Genomic DNA, 16,361 nt, shown 5'->3' on the forward strand with positions numbered 1-16,361 from the left:
TAGACGTTAAATATAAGGTTCCCAGTCAGCTACGCATTGCTGAATGAGCTGGCAAGTTTCATCAAATACAGCTTGCTCATGCTGGTAAGGATCGGGCACATTTTTATTTTGCCAATGGCCTAAGCGATAGGTTTTACCTTTCGCAAAGGGCCAGGTTTGTTCAATATGTTTCTGTTGGTTGGTACTCATCACTAAAATAAGATCAGCTTTTTTAATGAGCTCAGCATTGAGTTTTTTTGCAATATGAGGTTGCATATCAATGCCTAAACGTTCCATACAGAGCCGAGCTTTTTCGTCAGCCTGATGTCCAATGAGTCCTGAAATACCGGCAGACTCAATATTAAGTTGAGGATATTGCTGTTTTAATAAATATTCTGCCATGGGGCTACGGCAAATATTTCCAATACAAACCACCAAAATATTTTTAATTTGCATAAATTTATTGTCCCAAACGGTCTATGTTATATAAAGCATTTGAGAAAGGAATGATTTGGTTGACAATACGTTGCCAACGAGTTAAGCCAGTTGCATCAACATAAACGACATCATTACTACGTAGTCTAAATTGATTCGCTAAACCAAAATCACCAATACTCATTAAATTTAAATGGTAAATTTCGGTTGTACGATCATTTGGGTTAGTCCGTACTACATAGATACGGCTAGCACTTCCAGATAAGGGATTTATTCCTAAACTTTCACCTAGGGCATCAGTCAATGTCATGCCTTGATCACGCATAGGTAGTGCTTGATTTTTACCTGATTCACCCATCACATAAATTTTTTGGTTCTCACGAGTACTGACATAAATGGTATCGTTCGGCTGAACCAAAAGTTTGTGCAGTGAATAGCCTGCTTTTTCTAAATCAATCGTATTTAGGTTATAAGTTCGGCCATTCCGAATCAGTTGAATATAAGTATTATCGCCTGTTGTAGTTACGCCACCTGCCATACCCAATGCAGTATAAATACTCACAGGTTGGTCGCTTAAATAAAATTGACCGCCTTTGGTAACACTACCTTGAACAGAGAAGCGCTGTCCTTCATAAGAGACTACACGCACTACAACATCCGGATTTTTTAAAAAACGAGCAAGTTGACTATGTAACTCACGGTTGACTTGAGCAAGTGTCTTACCGGCTGCTTTATAGCGGCCAACTAATGGAAACTGAATATAACCCGTTTGGTCGATTGGGTAACCATTCGCTTGAATAGATTGTTCATTACTAATATTGTTTACAGGAGGGGTAATTTCCGGATAAGCCCATAGCTGGATAGAGAGAACATCACCTGGACTTAAACGATAAATAGTTTGTTGATTTTTAAATAATGATGCGTAGTCCCGTTGATAATCGATTTGAGCTGGTTGTATTGCCGGTAATGTCTCTTGAGAAATTTTAACTACATTAACCGTAGTTCCGAGGTCCGTTTTATAAACTCCCTCACTCGGAATATCATAAGTTTGTAAACCGGAAGTAACCGCACAGCTGGCAGCACTTAAACTTAAGGCAAGAACAGAGAAAAACTGGCAATACTTCACACGCGACCCTTTGTGTATTTATCTTTAATTGATATTGTCCACTGCATAGCGACAAGTGTCTATTAAACGCAGGCTGAACTGATTCTAGCTGAAAAGAAATGAAAAAACATAGAAAAATCGCAAGGCTTTGTATGTTTAGTTTATCTAGGCGAGGCTTTTAAGCGGTGGTCACCGTGTAGAAATATTAATAATGTATAATTTTGGCTAAATTAGAAAAGATTACTTATGAATGTTGTAAACACATTTATACAATTGACGTACGGCGCTAAATGAAAATCTGATATAGTACGCTGCACTGTTAGTGCCAAAAGCATGATTTATTAGATATAAACTCTAAGGAAAAAGGCTCGTTTATATGCAAATTGCCAAATTAAAAATAGCAATTATTGGGTTAGGCTATGTTGGCTTGCCGTTGGCAGTTGAGTTTGGGAAAAAGGTACCGGTTGTCGGCTTTGATATTTATCAAAAACGTATAGATGAGCTTAAGAATGGTCAAGATCATACCTTAGAAGTTTCACCTGAAGAATTAAAGCAAGCTGTTCACCTCAAATATACTGCTCATTTAGATGATTTACAGGACTCTAATTTTTTCATAGTCACAGTACCTACACCAATTGATGACTTTAAGCAGCCTGATTTAACCCCTTTAATTAAAGCCTCGACGAGTATTGGGCAGGTTTTAAAAAAAGGTGATGTAGTGGTATATGAGTCCACCGTATATCCAGGTGCAACAGAAGAAGTATGTATTCCTGTTTTGGAAAAAGTTTCAGGTTTAAAATTTAATCAAGACTTTTTTGCAGGTTATAGCCCTGAGCGAATTAATCCTGGTGATAAGCAGCACCGCGTAACTAATATTTTAAAAATCACATCGGGTTCCACACCTGAGGTGGCTGATTATATTGATGAAGTTTATAATTTAATTATTGAGGCGGGCACTCATAAGGCGCCGAATATAAAAGTAGCAGAAGCAGCTAAAGTAATCGAAAACACACAACGTGATGTCAATATCGCTCTGATTAATGAATTGGCACTTATTTTTAATAAACTAGATATTGATACCGAAGATGTACTCAAGGCTGCTGGCACGAAATGGAACTTTTTACCATTCCGACCTGGATTGGTTGGGGGGCATTGTATAGGTGTAGATCCCTATTACCTTACACATAAAGCCCAGTCTATCGGCTTGCATCCCGAAATTATTTTAGCAGCTCGGCGCTTAAATGATCGTATGGGTGAGCATGTGGCGACTCAGCTCATTAAAGAGATGGTTAAACAGCGAATTCAGGTCGTTGGTGCCCGTATTTTAGTAATGGGTCTTAGTTTTAAAGAAAATTGCCCTGATATTCGTAATACAAAAATTGTTGATTTTATTAAAGCGTTGAAAGAGTACGATTTAGATTTAGATATCTATGACCCGTGGGTAGATGATACAGAAGTACAACACGAATATGGTTTAGCGCCAATTAAAGAATTACAACAAGGCTTGTATGATGCGATCGTTATTGCCGTTGCCCATAATCAGTTTAAATCAATGAGTGCACATGAGTTTCATGCCTTAGGTAAAGAAAAGCATGTACTTTATGATTTGAAGTATGTTTTAGATAAATCAGAGACCGATATCAGACTTTGATATTATTTAGGCTAATAATTTTAATTTGTTTAAAAATGAGGAAGAGATGTTACAAGGCTCAACAATATTAGTAACTGGTGGAACAGGTTCTTTTGGTAATACATTTGTTCCAATGACATTGGAAAAATATAATCCTAAAAAAATAATTATTTTTTCTCGCGATGAAATGAAACAATGGGAAATGGCGAAGAAATTTAAAGATGATAAACGTGTTCGCTTTTTCATTGGTGATGTGCGTGATAAAGAGCGCTTATATCGTGCTTTAGATGGGGTTGATTATGTTGTGCATGCTGCAGCAACAAAAATTGTACCAACTGCTGAATACAACCCTTTTGAATGTATCAAGACCAATATTAATGGTGCAATGAACTTGATTGATGCATGTATCGATAAAAAGGTAAAAGGTGTTGTTGCCCTTTCAACAGATAAGGCAAGCAGTCCAATTAATTTATATGGTGCAACAAAACTTGCATCTGACAAATTATTTGTTGCTGGTAATGCATACTCTGGTGAACATGGTACAAAATTCTCTGTTGTACGTTACGGTAACGTAATGGGATCTCGTGGGTCAGTTATTCCTTTCTTTATGTCAATTAAAGATAAAGGTGTGCTACCAATTACAGATGACCGTATGACTCGCTTTATGATCTCGTTAGAACAAGGTGTAGAGCTTGTTTGGCATGCATTTGAAGATATGGTTGGTGGTGAAATTTATGTGAAAAAAATTCCATCAATGAAAGTGACTGATCTTGCTGCAGTGGTTGCTCCTGAAGCTAAACAAGAAGTTGTAGGTATTCGTCCAGGCGAAAAATTACATGAGCAAATGATCAGTGTTGAAGACGCTTATTATACTTATGAATATCCAGAGCATTATAAAATCCTGCCTGTAATCAATGATTGGGCGGAAACACAAGAACGTATTAAAGACGGTAAACGAGTTCCAGAAGGTTTCCACTATTCTAGTGATAATAATACTGAATGGATGAGTCCAGAAGATTTACAACAATGGTTAATTGAAAACGCTGAGAAAGTAGGAAATATCTAACATGTTTATCCCATATGGCAAACAAAATATAAATCAGGCTGATGTTGATGCAGTGGTTCAAGTTCTCCAATCTGACTTTTTGACACAAGGTCCTCAAGTTCCTTTATTTGAAAAATCAGTAGCAGAATTAGTTGGGGCAAAATATGCCTTTGCTATGAATAGTGCAACATCAGCTTTACATGTAGCTTGTTTGGCATTGGGATTGAAAAAAGGAGATGTCCTTTGGACATCTCCGATTACTTTTGTTGCATCGGCTAATTGTGCATTGTACTGTGAAGCAGATGTCGACTTCGTTGATATTGACCCAGATACCTATAATCTTTCAGTTGATGCTCTAAAAGAAAAATTAGAAATTGCTAAGAAAAATAATAAATTACCAAAAATTGTAGTGCCTGTGCATTTATGTGGGCAGCCATGTGATATGGAAAAAATCCATGCACTTTCGAAAGAATATGGTTTTAGTGTTATTGAAGACGCATCCCATGCAATTGGGGGTAAATATAAAGAACGTTATATTGGTTCTAACCAGTATTCCGATATTACAATCTTTAGTTTTCACCCAGTCAAAATTATTACAACGGCTGAAGGTGGAATGGCGCTTACCAATAATGAAGATTTAGCTAAGAAAATCGATTTATTGCGTAGCCATGGTGTTACAAGAAACCCGGAATTTATGACCAAACCATCTGAAGGCCCTTGGTACTACCAACAGGTTGAGTTAGGTTATAACTATCGCATGACCGAGTTACAAGCTGCATTAGGGGTTACACAGTTGACTCGCTTAGAAACATTTGTAGCTAAACGACATGAGATTGCTAAAAAATATAATGAGCTTTTAAAAGATTTACCATTAATTACTCCATACCAATTACCGGAAACATATTCTGGTTTGCATTTATACGTTATACGTTTAAAGCTAGATGAATTGAGTAAAGGGCGTAAAGAAATTTTTGAAATATTAAGAGAAAAGGGTATTGGAGTAAATGTACATTATATTCCAGTGCATACCCAACCTTATTATCAACAATTAGGATTCAAACAAGGCGATTTCCCTGAAGCAGAAGCTTATTATGAAGCTGCTATTAGCTTACCAATGTTCCCTGATTTGACTGATGAGCAAATTCAGTACATTTACCAGACACTAAAAGAGGTGTTGGTATAATAATGCAACTGGCGGTTATTCCTGCGCGAGGTGGAAGCAAAAGAATTCCTCGTAAAAACATTAAAGACTTCTACGGTAAGCCCATGATTGCATGGTCTATAGAAGCAGCACTGAAAAGTGAATGTTTTGACGAGGTCTGGGTCTCGACTGATGATCAAGAAATTGCAGATATTGCAGTAGAGTTTGGAGCGAAAGTTCCATTTCTGCGACCAGCTCATTTGTCTGATGATTATGCAACTACAGCAGATGTCATGCAGCATGCGACACAAGCTTTTGCACAATTACGGGGACAATCGCCAGACTTTGTTTGTTGTTTATATGCCACCGCGCCGTTTGTACAGGTTGATGATCTGAAAACTGGGTTACAGCTATTACAATCTCATCCACTAGATTATGCTTTTAGTGCAACGACTTTTGCTTTCCCGATTCAAAGAGCTATTAAATTGAATAAGGAGGGTAATGTTGAAATGTTCCAACCAGAAAACTTTAATAAGCGTTCTCAGGATTTAGAAGAAGCGTGGCATGACGCGGGGCAGTTCTACTGGGGAACGGCACAGGCATGGCAGGAAAAATATCCAGTTTTCTCAAGCAAGTCTCGAATTGTCGAGCTCCCTAGAACACGTGTGCAGGATATTGATACCCTAGAGGATTGGCAATTAGCAGAGATGTTATTTGGGGCTTTGAAATTATGATAATGCGGATAGGCTTTAGAGTTGATGCTGCTAAACATATTGGAACTGGTCACCTACAGCGCTGTTTAACTCTTGCTAATTATTTAAAGGCAAAGGGGCATCAATGTATTTTCTATTGTAGAGACTATGGGCAAGCTTTTTATAATTTAGTATTGAATGCAGGCTTCCAACTTGAAATTATAGGTCAAACAACAATTGGCAGTTTGCCAAAGTTGGAAAAAGACTGGTTAGGCGTAAGTATAGAAAAAGATAGTGAAGACTTTATTGAAAAAATAAAAGAGAAAACAATAGATATCTGTATCGTTGATCATTATGCATTAAATGTTAATTGGGAACGGATTATTCGGAAGCATGTTTCGAAGTTAATTGTTATAGACGATTTAGCTCGTGAACATGAATGTGAAATTCTATTAGATCAAAACTTTTTCCCATATTATAAGCAGCGCTATGATCTTACAACGCCATTAACAACTATTAAGTTGTTGGGGCCGGAATACTGCCTTCTTAAGAAAGAGTTTAGTCTGTTTAGATCATTGAGAAATCAAGAACAAATTAATAGTAATAAGATTTTGATTAACTTTGGTGGTGTAGGTAATTTTACACTTTTGCAAAAAGTTATATCTGTAATTAATCGTGTGGATAAGTATGATTATATTTTAATTACGGGAATGTTGGAGAAAGAGCAATTTCAGTATTTAGAGAGTTTAGTTACTGATAAATCAAATATCAAAATTATGCAATCATCATCAAATATGGCTGAATTAATGAATAGTTCAAGCTTTGCTATAGGGGCTTGTGGTTCAACGGTTTGGGAGCGTTTTTGTTTAGGGTTAAATGCAGCGTTAGTACAGGTAGCAGATAACCAGCGTATCTTATTAGGATATTTGGCTGAGGAAGATTTAATTGATAATTTAGGCGATTGTAACGATTTAACAGAAGATCGATTATTCGAATTTTTAAGTAAATTAGATTTCACCAGTGTTTCTTACCGTCAAAGAAGAATCAAAATAATGGAACTTGTTGATGGGCTTGGTGTTGTCAGAACATGTGAAAAAATCTTGGAGTTAAGTAATGTTTAAAGGAAAAATAAGACCAGTCCAACTGAAAGACGCAGAAATGATTTTAACATGGCGTAATCAAGATTCTGTCCGTATGAATATGTATAACCATGATATTATTGAATTAGATGCTCATCTGAAGTGGTTTAATTCTATTTTGGTAAATGATACTTGTCGTTATTTTATTTATGAACAAAATAATACACCATTAGGTGTGCTCTCCTTCAATGATATCGATTTCAAAAATAAGAAAGCATCTTGGGCTTTTTACTCTGGAGATACCACGGTACGAGGTATTGGTTCTGAGATGGAGCAACTGGCATTAGATTATGCTTTTAATGAATTAGATTTAAATAAATTATGTTGTGAAGTTTTAGAGTTTAATTTTGCTGTTGTTAATTTCCATCGCAAATTTGGTTTTAAAATGGAAGGCATTAAGAAGCAGGATTACTATAGAGACGGTAAATTCTATGATATCTATCAGTTAGCTCTGTTCAAAAAAGATTATCAAAAAATACAGTCGCAAGCTTATAGCCCAATAGAGAAAAGCTATGTATGGAGTTTTTCTATTCCAGAGGAAAAAATTGATCAGTTTGCTACCTTGTCTGGCGATAAAAATCCTGTTCATTTGGATAAAGAGGCTGCGATTTCACTGGGTTTTGAAAATAGAATCGCGCATGGCGCTTTACTTGTTGCTGAGATATCAAAAGTTGCAGCTATGGACTATCCAAGTAGAAATGCAATTTATTTAGGACAAAACCTTGATTTTAAAGCCCCGATTTATCCAAATGTAGAGCTTACCGGAAAGGCGAAGTTAAAAACACAAATAGGACGTTATGTCATTATTGAGTATGGCGTTTATCAGGAAGAAAAACTTATAGCTCAAGGCGAATCCGAGTTTTTATTAAGCTAGTATTATCCATAAGATAGGTGAAGTAAATGCAAATAAATCATAGAAATATTGGTATACAGTATCCACCTTATGTGATAGCTGAGCTCTCTGCAAACCATAATGGGCATTTGGAAACTGCACTTAAAATTATTGAAGAAGCTAAGCGCTGTGGTGCAGATGCTGTTAAGTTACAAACTTACAGTGCGGATACTATTACATTAAACAGCCAAAACGAAGAATTTATGATTCGTGGTGGTTTATGGGATGGGCAATCTCTATATGAGCTCTATCAAAAAGCACAAATGCCATGGGAGTGGCATAAACCGCTTTTTGACCACGCGCGCGCTTTAGATATTACGATTTTTAGCTCACCATTTGATCGGACTGCAGTTGATTTACTTGAAGACCTTAATGCACCAGCATATAAAATTGCCTCTTTTGAAGCGGTCGATTTGCCATTAATTAAATATGTAGCTTCAACCGGCAAACCAATGATTATTTCAACAGGTATGGCGGACAAAGAAGAAATTGGTGAAGCAATTCAAGCTGCTTATGACGGTGGTTGCAAAGAGCTTGTAGTTTTGCATTGTGTAAGTGGTTACCCTGCTCCAGCGGAAGATTATAATTTGCTAACCATGGTTGATATGGCAAAATCTTTTAATGTTCAAGTAGGATTATCTGATCATACCTTAGATAATACAACAGCAATTGCAGCGGTTACATTAGGTGCATGTGTTATTGAAAAACATTTTACACTCGACCGCAATGGTGGCGGACCAGACGATAGTTTCTCTTTGGAACCCATAGAATTACAACACTTGTGTCAATCTGCAAAAACTGCATGGCAGGCACTTGGTCGTGTAGACTACGGCAGAAAATCAAGTGAACAAGGTAATGTTAAATTTAGACGTTCACTTTACTTTGTAAAAGACTTAAAAGCAGGTGATGTGATTGACGAATCAAGTATCCGTAGTGTACGCCCAGGGTTCGGTTTACCACCTAAATTTTATGATGAAATTCTAGGGAAAAAAGTAACGCAGAATATTAGTTTAAACACACCAGTAACGATGGATGTTATTGGCTAAATGCGGATATTAAAAGATAGCTTTATTTATTTGATTGGGGAGCTTTTTGCAAAAAGTCTCCCTTTTCTGATGTTGCCTTACCTAACAAGAAAGCTTGGACCAGATGGCTTTGGTGAGTTGTCTTACTATTTAACCATGCTATCGTTATTTGGTATCTTTGTTGGTTTAAGTCAAGATGGGGCGGTTACGCGATATTTCTATTTTTATGGAAAAAAAGCATTAAATACTGTGGTTAAGGCAGGATATTTATTTAATATCGTTATTTCTTTTATATTGTTGCTCGGCTGTTGGTGGCTTAAAGCTGAAATTATGGCATATGTTGTACTAGCTACTATGTTTCAGTCTTTTGTTAACGTCCAACTTGCCTTACGGCAGTGCCAGAAGCAACCACTTAAATATATTACAATTCAAATTATATTATCTTTAACGAATGTTTTATTCACCATAGCTGCTCTTGAGTACTTCAGTCAAGATTTAGTAGCTTACCGTATATTAGCAATCGTTATCGCTAACATGACAACATTCCTAATTGCGAGTTTGGTATTAGGAGATCTGTTTAGAGATCATAATCGCTTTACATGGAAAAGATTGCGTTTAGGCCTATTTTATATTTTCTCATTTGGGTTACCATTGATCCTGCATCAATCAAGTTTTTTTATAAAAGGTCAGTTAGACAGAATCTTTATTTATCAACAATACTCTAAAGTAGAGCTTGGAATTTATTCGGCAGGGGTGCAGATAGCGGCTGTGCTACCAATTATTCTTATGGCACTCAATAAAGCAATTGTACCTTATTACTATCAAGGACTTAAGGATAGTTCATTAACTATAAAAAAAATAAAAAAATATACATTGGTTAGTCTACCTTTAAGTGTGCTACCCGCAGTAGTGGGCTGGCTGTTGCCTGAACAAGTATACCTTTGGTTTTTAGGGACAGATTATATTGGATCAAAGTACTACGTTATCATGTATTTGCTAGGATTTGGGTGTAATTTACCTTATCTAATTTTAGTAAATTATTTTTTCTTTTATGCAAAAAATAAGACAATTTCAACTATTAGTCTTATTTCTTCTCTCATATATCTATTAGGACTATGGTTGTTATGCTCAGTAGATATATATTTAATCCCGTATGCATTAATTTTAAGTAATATCGTGCTGCTTTGTAGTTTATGGTGGAGTATTAAATATGTCAGATAAAAAAAAGAGTTTGGTGATTTGTTTTACTCCATTGCAAATGCTTATAGCTGAAAAAATTATTGCTCAACAGCCTTCTGTTGATCTTATAGTTATAGCATTAAATAATAGTGATAAATATAAATATTATTATAATAATTTTCAGCATAAAAATGTGAAGAAACAGTATTTTTTATTAGATGTTAATCAAAGTAAAATTGCAAAAATTTTAAATATTATTAATTTTAAGAATAACTTTGCTGTTGAAGAGTTTTATGAAAATATATATATATCTAGTATAGATAATAAATATGCTCATAGTATTTTAAGTGCACTGAAATTCAATAGTTTATATACTTATGATGATGGTACTGCAAATATAATTAAAGATAGTGTCTATTTTAAGCAGTCTTTTAAGTCTAAGCTAAAGGACGTTTTCTTTAATATTATGGGAGTGATGTTCAACTTAAATAAGATCAAAAAAATATCAAAAAAGCATTATACTATTTATAAGGGAATTCAAAATATTATAGAGCGAACAGAGTATGTTTCTATACTTAAAGAAAATAGAAGTGAGGATAATTGTATTAATAAAGAGATAAAAATATTTTTAGGTCAACCTTTAAAAGATATTGATAAAAATTTTGATATACTTGCTCTAAAAAAATTTCTAGCTAAAGAGAGTGTAGATTATCATTTTAGACATCCTCGAGAAACAGGCGAGGCCTTTTTCGAAGAAATAAAAACATCCTACATATTTGAAGATTTTTTTGCTAAAGAGTTAAGTAAATATAGAAAAGTAATTGTTTACACTTTATGTAGTACTGCTGCTCTAAATGTAATTGCTTTAAATAATGTTGAGGTGAGATTGATTAAAACTAGCACTATTGAAATTAAGTATCCTGATTTAGTCCAGTTATTTGTTAAAAGTGGAGCTACTACAGTAGGCATGGATTCAATTAATTAGTATTCCATATCATGCTAATTTTAAAATAATTTCGATAGGTATTTTTATGAATCTTAAGAAAAAAAATCTCATATTTCCATTGGAAGCTTTTTTTAGTGCTCTAGTTCTTACTTGGGTATCTTTGTATTTAATAGAAAATCCTGATTTAGGCCCTTATATTTCATTATTCTACTATGGAGATAGCTCAGAATCTACTGTAGAACCTACGATGTATTTATTAGCTTTTCTAGCAAAGCTCTTATCCTCTTTCTTAAGTATTGATCCAATTTTAATATTCTATTTTAATTATATTTTTATCTTGCAAGTATTTTTACTTTTTGGTTTTTATAATATTGCTAAAAAATCTATTATAAATTCAAATATTTTACTTTTTGCATGGTTGTTAGTATATGGTACAATGCATTGTTTAATCCAAATACGTTTTGGTTTGGCTAATGCTATATTTGTTTATATATTTTCTTTGTTTTATTCTAATAAGTCAATTTTTAAAACTTATTTGTTAGGGGTTTTAGGTATTTTAACTCATTATTCGAGTATATTTGCTATATTTTCTCTTTTTTATATTCGTATAAAAGATAAATTATTCCAGACTCCAAGTTATAAATTAATACATTTAAGCTTTATTATAATTCTTCTTTCTTTTAAATTTAGTTTAATATTTAGTATTTTGCCTGACTTTATTTATGTGCGATTGACTGGATATTTAACTAATGATGAGTTAGAAGGTGTTTCAATTGCAACAAGTGTAATTTCCTTTATATGCTATTTAACTTTAATACTTTGTCCAAGATTAAATGATGAGAAATTAAATTCTTTACGTATCTATGGTGCTTTAGGCTTTTTGCCATATTTTATTACTCCTGAGCTAGAAATTCTTGTTCGACTTGGTATTCCATTTCAATACTTACTGCTGATATATTTATTTTTAACATTTAGGATAAAAAAAGTAGCTATTCTATCAACTATCCCTTTACTTGCATTTTATAGTTATAAAATATTTTCTTCTGTTGGCGCATTTATAGGTTATTTGAAGTGATGAATATTTTACATATAGCTCCAGAATATAAGTGGTCTAAAATCTTTATTTTACCTATTGCTAATTATCAAATACAGCAAGGAAATAAAGTTTGGATATCTGCTCCTAATGTACTAGAAAATACTTCCGAGCTTGACGAAGCTAAATTTGTTTCTTGGAACAGTAAATATAAAAATATTTTTAAGCATATTGGTAGGCTTTTTCTTATTTTGAAAATGGTGCATAAGTACAAAATAAATAAAGTATATTTTCATACTACAGTAGATTCAACTTTAAATATTTTTATTCTTAGTTTGTTTAGTTCGGCTCAGTTGGTATATGTGAATCATGGCGTGCCCTATTTGGGTTATAGCTCAATAATGCAATATATATTAAAATTATGTGAGATTGTTAATATTAATTTTTCTCACCGGTCTATTACAATTACTCAATCTATGAAGCAATTACTTGAGCATTTAAATTATAAAAAAAAGGAAATTACTGCTTTAATTCCTGGTACATTGGTAGGTGTGAAAATCCCTTATTCAAGTTATACCGACTTACAATCTGCCCGTGCGCTATTGAAAACAAACTCTGATAACTCAATATTAAAAATATTATATGTTGGGCGTCTAGAGCACCGAAAAGGTATTTATGATTTAATTGAAGCAATAAATCATACAAATCTGAACTGTGAATTAACTGTTTTGGGTGGCACAGCTAATGAGTTGGAAACAGAATTAGATTTATCAAAAGTAAAATTTGAAGGCTTTCAATCTGACTTGCGTTCTTATTATTTAAATGCTGATTTACTTTGTGTACCTTCTCACCATGAAGGTTTTGGACAAGTTTATTTAGAAGCAGCCGCTCATGGTGTGATTCCAGTGTGTTGTAATATTCCAGGGCCAACCGATTTTATAAAACACAACTCAAATGGTTTTATTGTTGAAGCAAAATCTCCCGATTCAATTCTAAAATTATTTGAAGAGATAAATTTAAAAAAATTTGATTTAGATGCAATTCAAAAGCGAGCTTTTGAATCGGTTCAAGCATATGAATCATCTCGAGTAATTAGTAACAATATGGATCATTTCTAATGACTATTTATTTTGTAACGAATGGCATTAACCGTATGGCTGGTACAGAGCGCGTTATTGTTCAACTTGCACAAGCTCTTGAAGATGTCATTATTCTCGTTCCAGGAAGTGAGCAATGTGCTTTTTCTGGATGTGAAAACTTAAATATACAATCATTAGAAGTTGGCGAATTTCCAACCCATAATAAGTTAGCTAAAATCATCCATAGATTAAACTATTTCCGTAAGCTGAAATCGATTCTCAAAAGAAACGATACGGTTGTAAGTTTTTCTTTTGATTTAAATTTAGTAAATATTAAACTTTCAAAAATATTAAATTATACCCCTATAGTCTGTGAGCACATCGAATATAACTATCATAAAGGGTTTAGGAATCTCATTAGAAAAAAATTTTATAGTCAAGATACGGTTACCTTAGTCTGTTTAACAGAGACGGATAAGAGAAAGTTCTTAAATGATGGCATCCGTACACTAGTAATTCCTAATTTTATTCATCCTCTAGATAGTAAATATAACAGCGAATCAAAAAAGATTTTATCAATAGGACGATTGGAGTTTCAGAAAAATTTTGCTTTTCTTATTGAAGCATTCCATTTATCTAAAATTTATGAGAATGGATGGGTTCTCGATATCGTAGGCGAGGGCTCGGAACAGAAAGAGCTTGAAGAAAAAATTAAATTATTAAATATGAATGAGTTCATTAGAATTCATCCATTTACTAAAAATATATCAAAATATTATCAAGATTCAGCACTTATGTGCATGACAAGTAGATTTGAAGCTTTTCCTATGGTTCTATTGGAAGCTATGAATAATTCTTTACCTGTTCTTGTGAGCGACTTCCCTACAGGAGCTAGAGAAATTTTAGGTGAAGGAAATACACAAATTGTATCGGACTATACACCCGAGGCATTTGCTAAATTATTAGCCTCTTTTTGTTTAGATGAAGATTTGCGGAAAACTTTATCAAAGCAAAATTCAGAGTTAATACGTAAATATTATCCTGAACAGATTATACAATCATGGAAAGCACTATTAGAGCATTCGTCCAAAGAATAATTTTTGTAGAGGTAGGAAGTAATGGATGAGATAAATGGAGAAGTTATAAATTAAATCAATAACTTTTGTATATTTTGTAAGAGATCCAAAAAAAAATATTGGGTCTTTTACAAATTATTTTCGAAAACAGATGGTTAAACGCTGCCTGAGTAGACTTAATCATTTTCAATATAATATTTATTATAAATATTTGTTTTTTTGAGTTAATTAAAGTTACAAGATTTGAAAGGGAAGATGTAATACAATACTTTATAATACTGTGAACTCACGATAGAGTCAGCTTCCCTTATGACTAAGGAGAAGTTAATAATATATGGTTTAACATGACTTTCTTATTTATATGTTTTCCTAGGAAAGATTCAGAAAAGAGTGAATGAAAATATGAAGCGTCTAGTAGACATAGTCATTTCTTTAATAGCTTTAACTGTACTGTCGCCAATATTTCTGATAGTTGCTTATAAAGTCCGTAAAAATTTAGGTTCACCAATATTCTTTTACCAAGAAAGACCTGGTAAAGACGGAAAATTATTTAAAATGATTAAGTTCCGTTCAATGAAAGATGCTTTTGATGCTCAAGGAAATCCATTGCCAGACGAAGCTCGTATTACTCCGTTTGGACAAAAACTGCGTTCAACTAGTCTAGATGAAATGCCACAGCTCATTAACGTACTAAAAGGTGACATGAGTGTGGTAGGGCCGCGTCCAATGCTAAAAGATTTTGTTGCTTTATATTCACCAGAACAAGCGCGTCGTTTAGAAGTACGCCCTGGAATGACGGGTTTAGCTCAAGTAAGCGGGCGTAATGAACTTGATTATGAAGAACGATTTAAGTGTGATGTATGGTATGTAGATAATCACAACGTTTGGGTTGATTTCAAAATCATGTTTAAAACAGTCAAAGTGATGTTAAAACGTGAAGGAATCAATGCTCCTGGGCATGTCGGGCCATCTTTATTTAAAGGTAATGATACCCAAGAAAATATTGATTCTTCTGTTAAGTAAATTTTTATATCTTGAAATCTTTCTTATGATTAAAAAAGCAGTTTTACCAGTAGCCGGTTTAGGTACACGTTTTCTACCCGCAAGTAAGTCTATTCCAAAAGAAATGGTTACCGTTGTTGATCGTCCTGCAATTGAATATGTAGTACGAGAAGCGGTAGAAGCTGGAATTGAGCAAATTATTTTGGTTACTCATTCATCGAAAGCATCAATTGAAAATTATTTTGATCGTAACTTTGAGTTGGAAACCACTCTAGAGCAAAAGAAAAAATTCGATTTACTTGCAGAGATTACTCAAATTGTGCCTGAGCATGTGAGTGTAGTAAGTGTTAGACAACCTCAGCCTTTAGGCCTAGGGCATGCTGTTTTATGTGCAAAAAGTGTTGTTGGTCAAGATGATTTTGCAGTGCTATTACCAGATGTACTAGTGAAAGATAGCTCTGGAAAAAATGATCTATCTCGTATGATTGCTCGCTATAACTCAAGCCAAGCTGCTCAAATCATGGTTGAGGCAGTGCCAGACCATTTAGTGGATCAATATGGGATTGTGGATGTAAAACATATTCCAAATGAAGGCGAAAGTATTGCTATGCAGGGTATTGTTGAAAAGCCTGCAGTAGGCTCTGCACCATCAAACTTATCTGTGGTTGGCCGCTATGTGTTACCTGCCAAGATTATGCAATTACTTGAGAACACGCCGAAAGGTGCGGGTAATGAAATTCAGTTAACTGATGCAATTGCAATGCTTCAAGAAACAGATACTGTTGAAGCTTATCGTATGCAAGGTCAAACGTTTGATTGTGGTAGTAAGATTGGCTATTTAAAAGCTGTACTACACTATGGAGTTGAACACCCTAAGTTAGGAAATGATTTTAAACAGTTAATTCAGGAACTTAAATTATAAAATTTTGTAGCTCTGCTTAACTATTTGTAAAAACGAATGAA

16 protein-coding genes are annotated in these 16,361 nt (G+C 34.1%); 14 read left to right on the forward strand and 2 right to left on the reverse strand.

Features of this window, described 5'->3' with window-relative positions; genetic code table 11:
• Positions 1–6: 6 nt before the first annotated feature.
• Positions 7–435, reverse strand: coding sequence for a low molecular weight protein-tyrosine-phosphatase (locus G9371_RS11685; RefSeq protein WP_057690554.1), 429 nt, complete (start codon positions 433–435; stop codon positions 7–9).
• A gap of 4 nt (positions 436–439) precedes the next feature.
• Positions 440–1,540 carry a polysaccharide biosynthesis/export family protein gene (locus G9371_RS11690; protein WP_057690553.1) on the reverse strand — a complete coding sequence of 367 codons (1,101 nt, stop codon included), beginning with the start codon at positions 1,538–1,540 and terminating at the stop codon, positions 440–442.
• 355 nt (positions 1,541–1,895) lie between these two features.
• Here G9371_RS11690 and tviB point away from each other — a divergent pair, with 355 nt between their 5' ends.
• From tviB to galU, 14 genes are all read left to right on the forward strand, one after another.
• Complete coding sequence (gene tviB, locus G9371_RS11695) at positions 1,896–3,170, forward strand: Vi polysaccharide biosynthesis UDP-N-acetylglucosamine C-6 dehydrogenase TviB (protein WP_004644022.1); 1,275 nt, start codon at positions 1,896–1,898, stop codon at positions 3,168–3,170.
• A 46-nt stretch (positions 3,171–3,216) separates the two neighbouring features.
• Entirely contained in the window at positions 3,217–4,215 is a 999-nt protein-coding gene (gene pseB, locus G9371_RS11700; protein WP_000939040.1) for a UDP-N-acetylglucosamine 4,6-dehydratase (inverting), read from the forward strand.
• Position 4,216: 1 nt separating this feature from the next.
• Entirely contained in the window at positions 4,217–5,377 is a 1,161-nt protein-coding gene (gene pseC, locus G9371_RS11705; RefSeq protein ID WP_000470518.1) for a UDP-4-amino-4,6-dideoxy-N-acetyl-beta-L-altrosamine transaminase, read from the forward strand.
• A 2-nt stretch (positions 5,378–5,379) separates the two neighbouring features.
• Positions 5,380–6,069, forward strand: a complete 690-nt coding sequence (pseF, locus tag G9371_RS11710; protein ID WP_057690552.1) for a pseudaminic acid cytidylyltransferase — start codon at positions 5,380–5,382, stop codon at positions 6,067–6,069.
• Positions 6,027–7,148 (forward strand): UDP-2,4-diacetamido-2,4,6-trideoxy-beta-L-altropyranose hydrolase, encoded by a 1,122-nt coding sequence (gene pseG, locus G9371_RS11715; RefSeq protein WP_227560985.1) that lies wholly within the window; start codon positions 6,027–6,029, stop codon positions 7,146–7,148. The genes pseF and pseG overlap by 43 nt, the downstream gene beginning before the upstream one ends.
• Positions 7,141–8,040, forward strand: coding sequence for a UDP-4-amino-4,6-dideoxy-N-acetyl-beta-L-altrosamine N-acetyltransferase (gene pseH / locus G9371_RS11720; protein ID WP_057093807.1), 900 nt, complete (start codon positions 7,141–7,143; stop codon positions 8,038–8,040). Before pseG ends, pseH begins: the two co-directional genes overlap by 8 nt.
• A 26-nt stretch (positions 8,041–8,066) precedes the next feature.
• Positions 8,067–9,104, forward strand: coding sequence for a pseudaminic acid synthase (gene pseI / locus G9371_RS11725; RefSeq protein WP_001166640.1), 1,038 nt, complete (start codon positions 8,067–8,069; stop codon positions 9,102–9,104).
• The gene (locus tag G9371_RS11730; RefSeq protein WP_057690550.1) at positions 9,105–10,304 is read left to right on the forward strand and encodes an oligosaccharide flippase family protein; all 1,200 of its coding nucleotides are present in this window, start codon (positions 9,105–9,107) and stop codon (positions 10,302–10,304) included.
• Positions 10,294–11,247, forward strand: coding sequence for a glycosyltransferase family 52 (locus G9371_RS11735; RefSeq protein WP_057690549.1), 954 nt, complete (start codon positions 10,294–10,296; stop codon positions 11,245–11,247). The genes G9371_RS11730 and G9371_RS11735 overlap by 11 nt, the downstream gene beginning before the upstream one ends.
• 46 nt (positions 11,248–11,293) lie before the next feature.
• Positions 11,294–12,283, forward strand: a complete 990-nt coding sequence (locus tag G9371_RS11740; protein ID WP_057690548.1) for an EpsG family protein — start codon at positions 11,294–11,296, stop codon at positions 12,281–12,283.
• Complete coding sequence (locus G9371_RS11745) at positions 12,283–13,359, forward strand: glycosyltransferase (RefSeq protein WP_057690547.1); 1,077 nt, start codon at positions 12,283–12,285, stop codon at positions 13,357–13,359. The genes G9371_RS11740 and G9371_RS11745 overlap by 1 nt, the downstream gene beginning before the upstream one ends.
• Complete coding sequence (locus tag G9371_RS11750) at positions 13,359–14,417, forward strand: glycosyltransferase (protein WP_000158234.1); 1,059 nt, start codon at positions 13,359–13,361, stop codon at positions 14,415–14,417. The genes G9371_RS11745 and G9371_RS11750 overlap by 1 nt, the downstream gene beginning before the upstream one ends.
• A gap of 381 nt (positions 14,418–14,798) precedes the next feature.
• The gene (locus G9371_RS11755; protein WP_000826958.1) at positions 14,799–15,419 is read left to right on the forward strand and encodes a sugar transferase; all 621 of its coding nucleotides are present in this window, start codon (positions 14,799–14,801) and stop codon (positions 15,417–15,419) included.
• 25 nt (positions 15,420–15,444) lie between these two features.
• Positions 15,445–16,320 (forward strand): UTP--glucose-1-phosphate uridylyltransferase GalU, encoded by an 876-nt coding sequence (gene galU / locus G9371_RS11760; RefSeq protein ID WP_032034428.1) that lies wholly within the window; start codon positions 15,445–15,447, stop codon positions 16,318–16,320.
• Positions 16,321–16,361 lie beyond the last annotated feature (41 nt).

This window comes from Acinetobacter sp. EKM10A, from assembly GCF_011075215.1.
Taxonomy (GTDB): Bacteria; Pseudomonadota; Gammaproteobacteria; order Pseudomonadales; family Moraxellaceae; genus Acinetobacter; species Acinetobacter baumannii.

Excerpts from the sequence above, each read along its gene's own strand:
- pseC (WP_000470518.1), top strand. The coding sequence starts at position 4,217 with ATGTTTATCCCATATGGCAAACAAAATATAAATCAGGCTGATGTTGAT.
- G9371_RS11745 (WP_057690547.1), top strand. The coding sequence starts at position 12,283 with ATGAATATTTTACATATAGCTCCAGAATATAAGTGGTCTAAAATCTTT.
- galU (WP_032034428.1), top strand. The coding sequence starts at position 15,445 with ATGATTAAAAAAGCAGTTTTACCAGTAGCCGGTTTAGGTACACGTTTT.
- G9371_RS11685 (WP_057690554.1), bottom strand. The coding sequence starts at position 435 with ATGCAAATTAAAAATATTTTGGTGGTTTGTATTGGAAATATTTGCCGT.
- tviB (WP_004644022.1), top strand. The coding sequence starts at position 1,896 with ATGCAAATTGCCAAATTAAAAATAGCAATTATTGGGTTAGGCTATGTT.
- G9371_RS11735 (WP_057690549.1), top strand. The coding sequence starts at position 10,294 with ATGTCAGATAAAAAAAAGAGTTTGGTGATTTGTTTTACTCCATTGCAA.
- pseI (WP_001166640.1), top strand. The coding sequence starts at position 8,067 with ATGCAAATAAATCATAGAAATATTGGTATACAGTATCCACCTTATGTG.
- G9371_RS11750 (WP_000158234.1), top strand. The coding sequence starts at position 13,359 with ATGACTATTTATTTTGTAACGAATGGCATTAACCGTATGGCTGGTACA.
- pseF (WP_057690552.1), top strand. The coding sequence starts at position 5,380 with ATGCAACTGGCGGTTATTCCTGCGCGAGGTGGAAGCAAAAGAATTCCT.
- pseH (WP_057093807.1), top strand. The coding sequence starts at position 7,141 with ATGTTTAAAGGAAAAATAAGACCAGTCCAACTGAAAGACGCAGAAATG.
- pseB (WP_000939040.1), top strand. The coding sequence starts at position 3,217 with ATGTTACAAGGCTCAACAATATTAGTAACTGGTGGAACAGGTTCTTTT.
- G9371_RS11740 (WP_057690548.1), top strand. The coding sequence starts at position 11,294 with ATGAATCTTAAGAAAAAAAATCTCATATTTCCATTGGAAGCTTTTTTT.
- G9371_RS11730 (WP_057690550.1), top strand. The coding sequence starts at position 9,105 with ATGCGGATATTAAAAGATAGCTTTATTTATTTGATTGGGGAGCTTTTT.
- G9371_RS11755 (WP_000826958.1), top strand. The coding sequence starts at position 14,799 with ATGAAGCGTCTAGTAGACATAGTCATTTCTTTAATAGCTTTAACTGTA.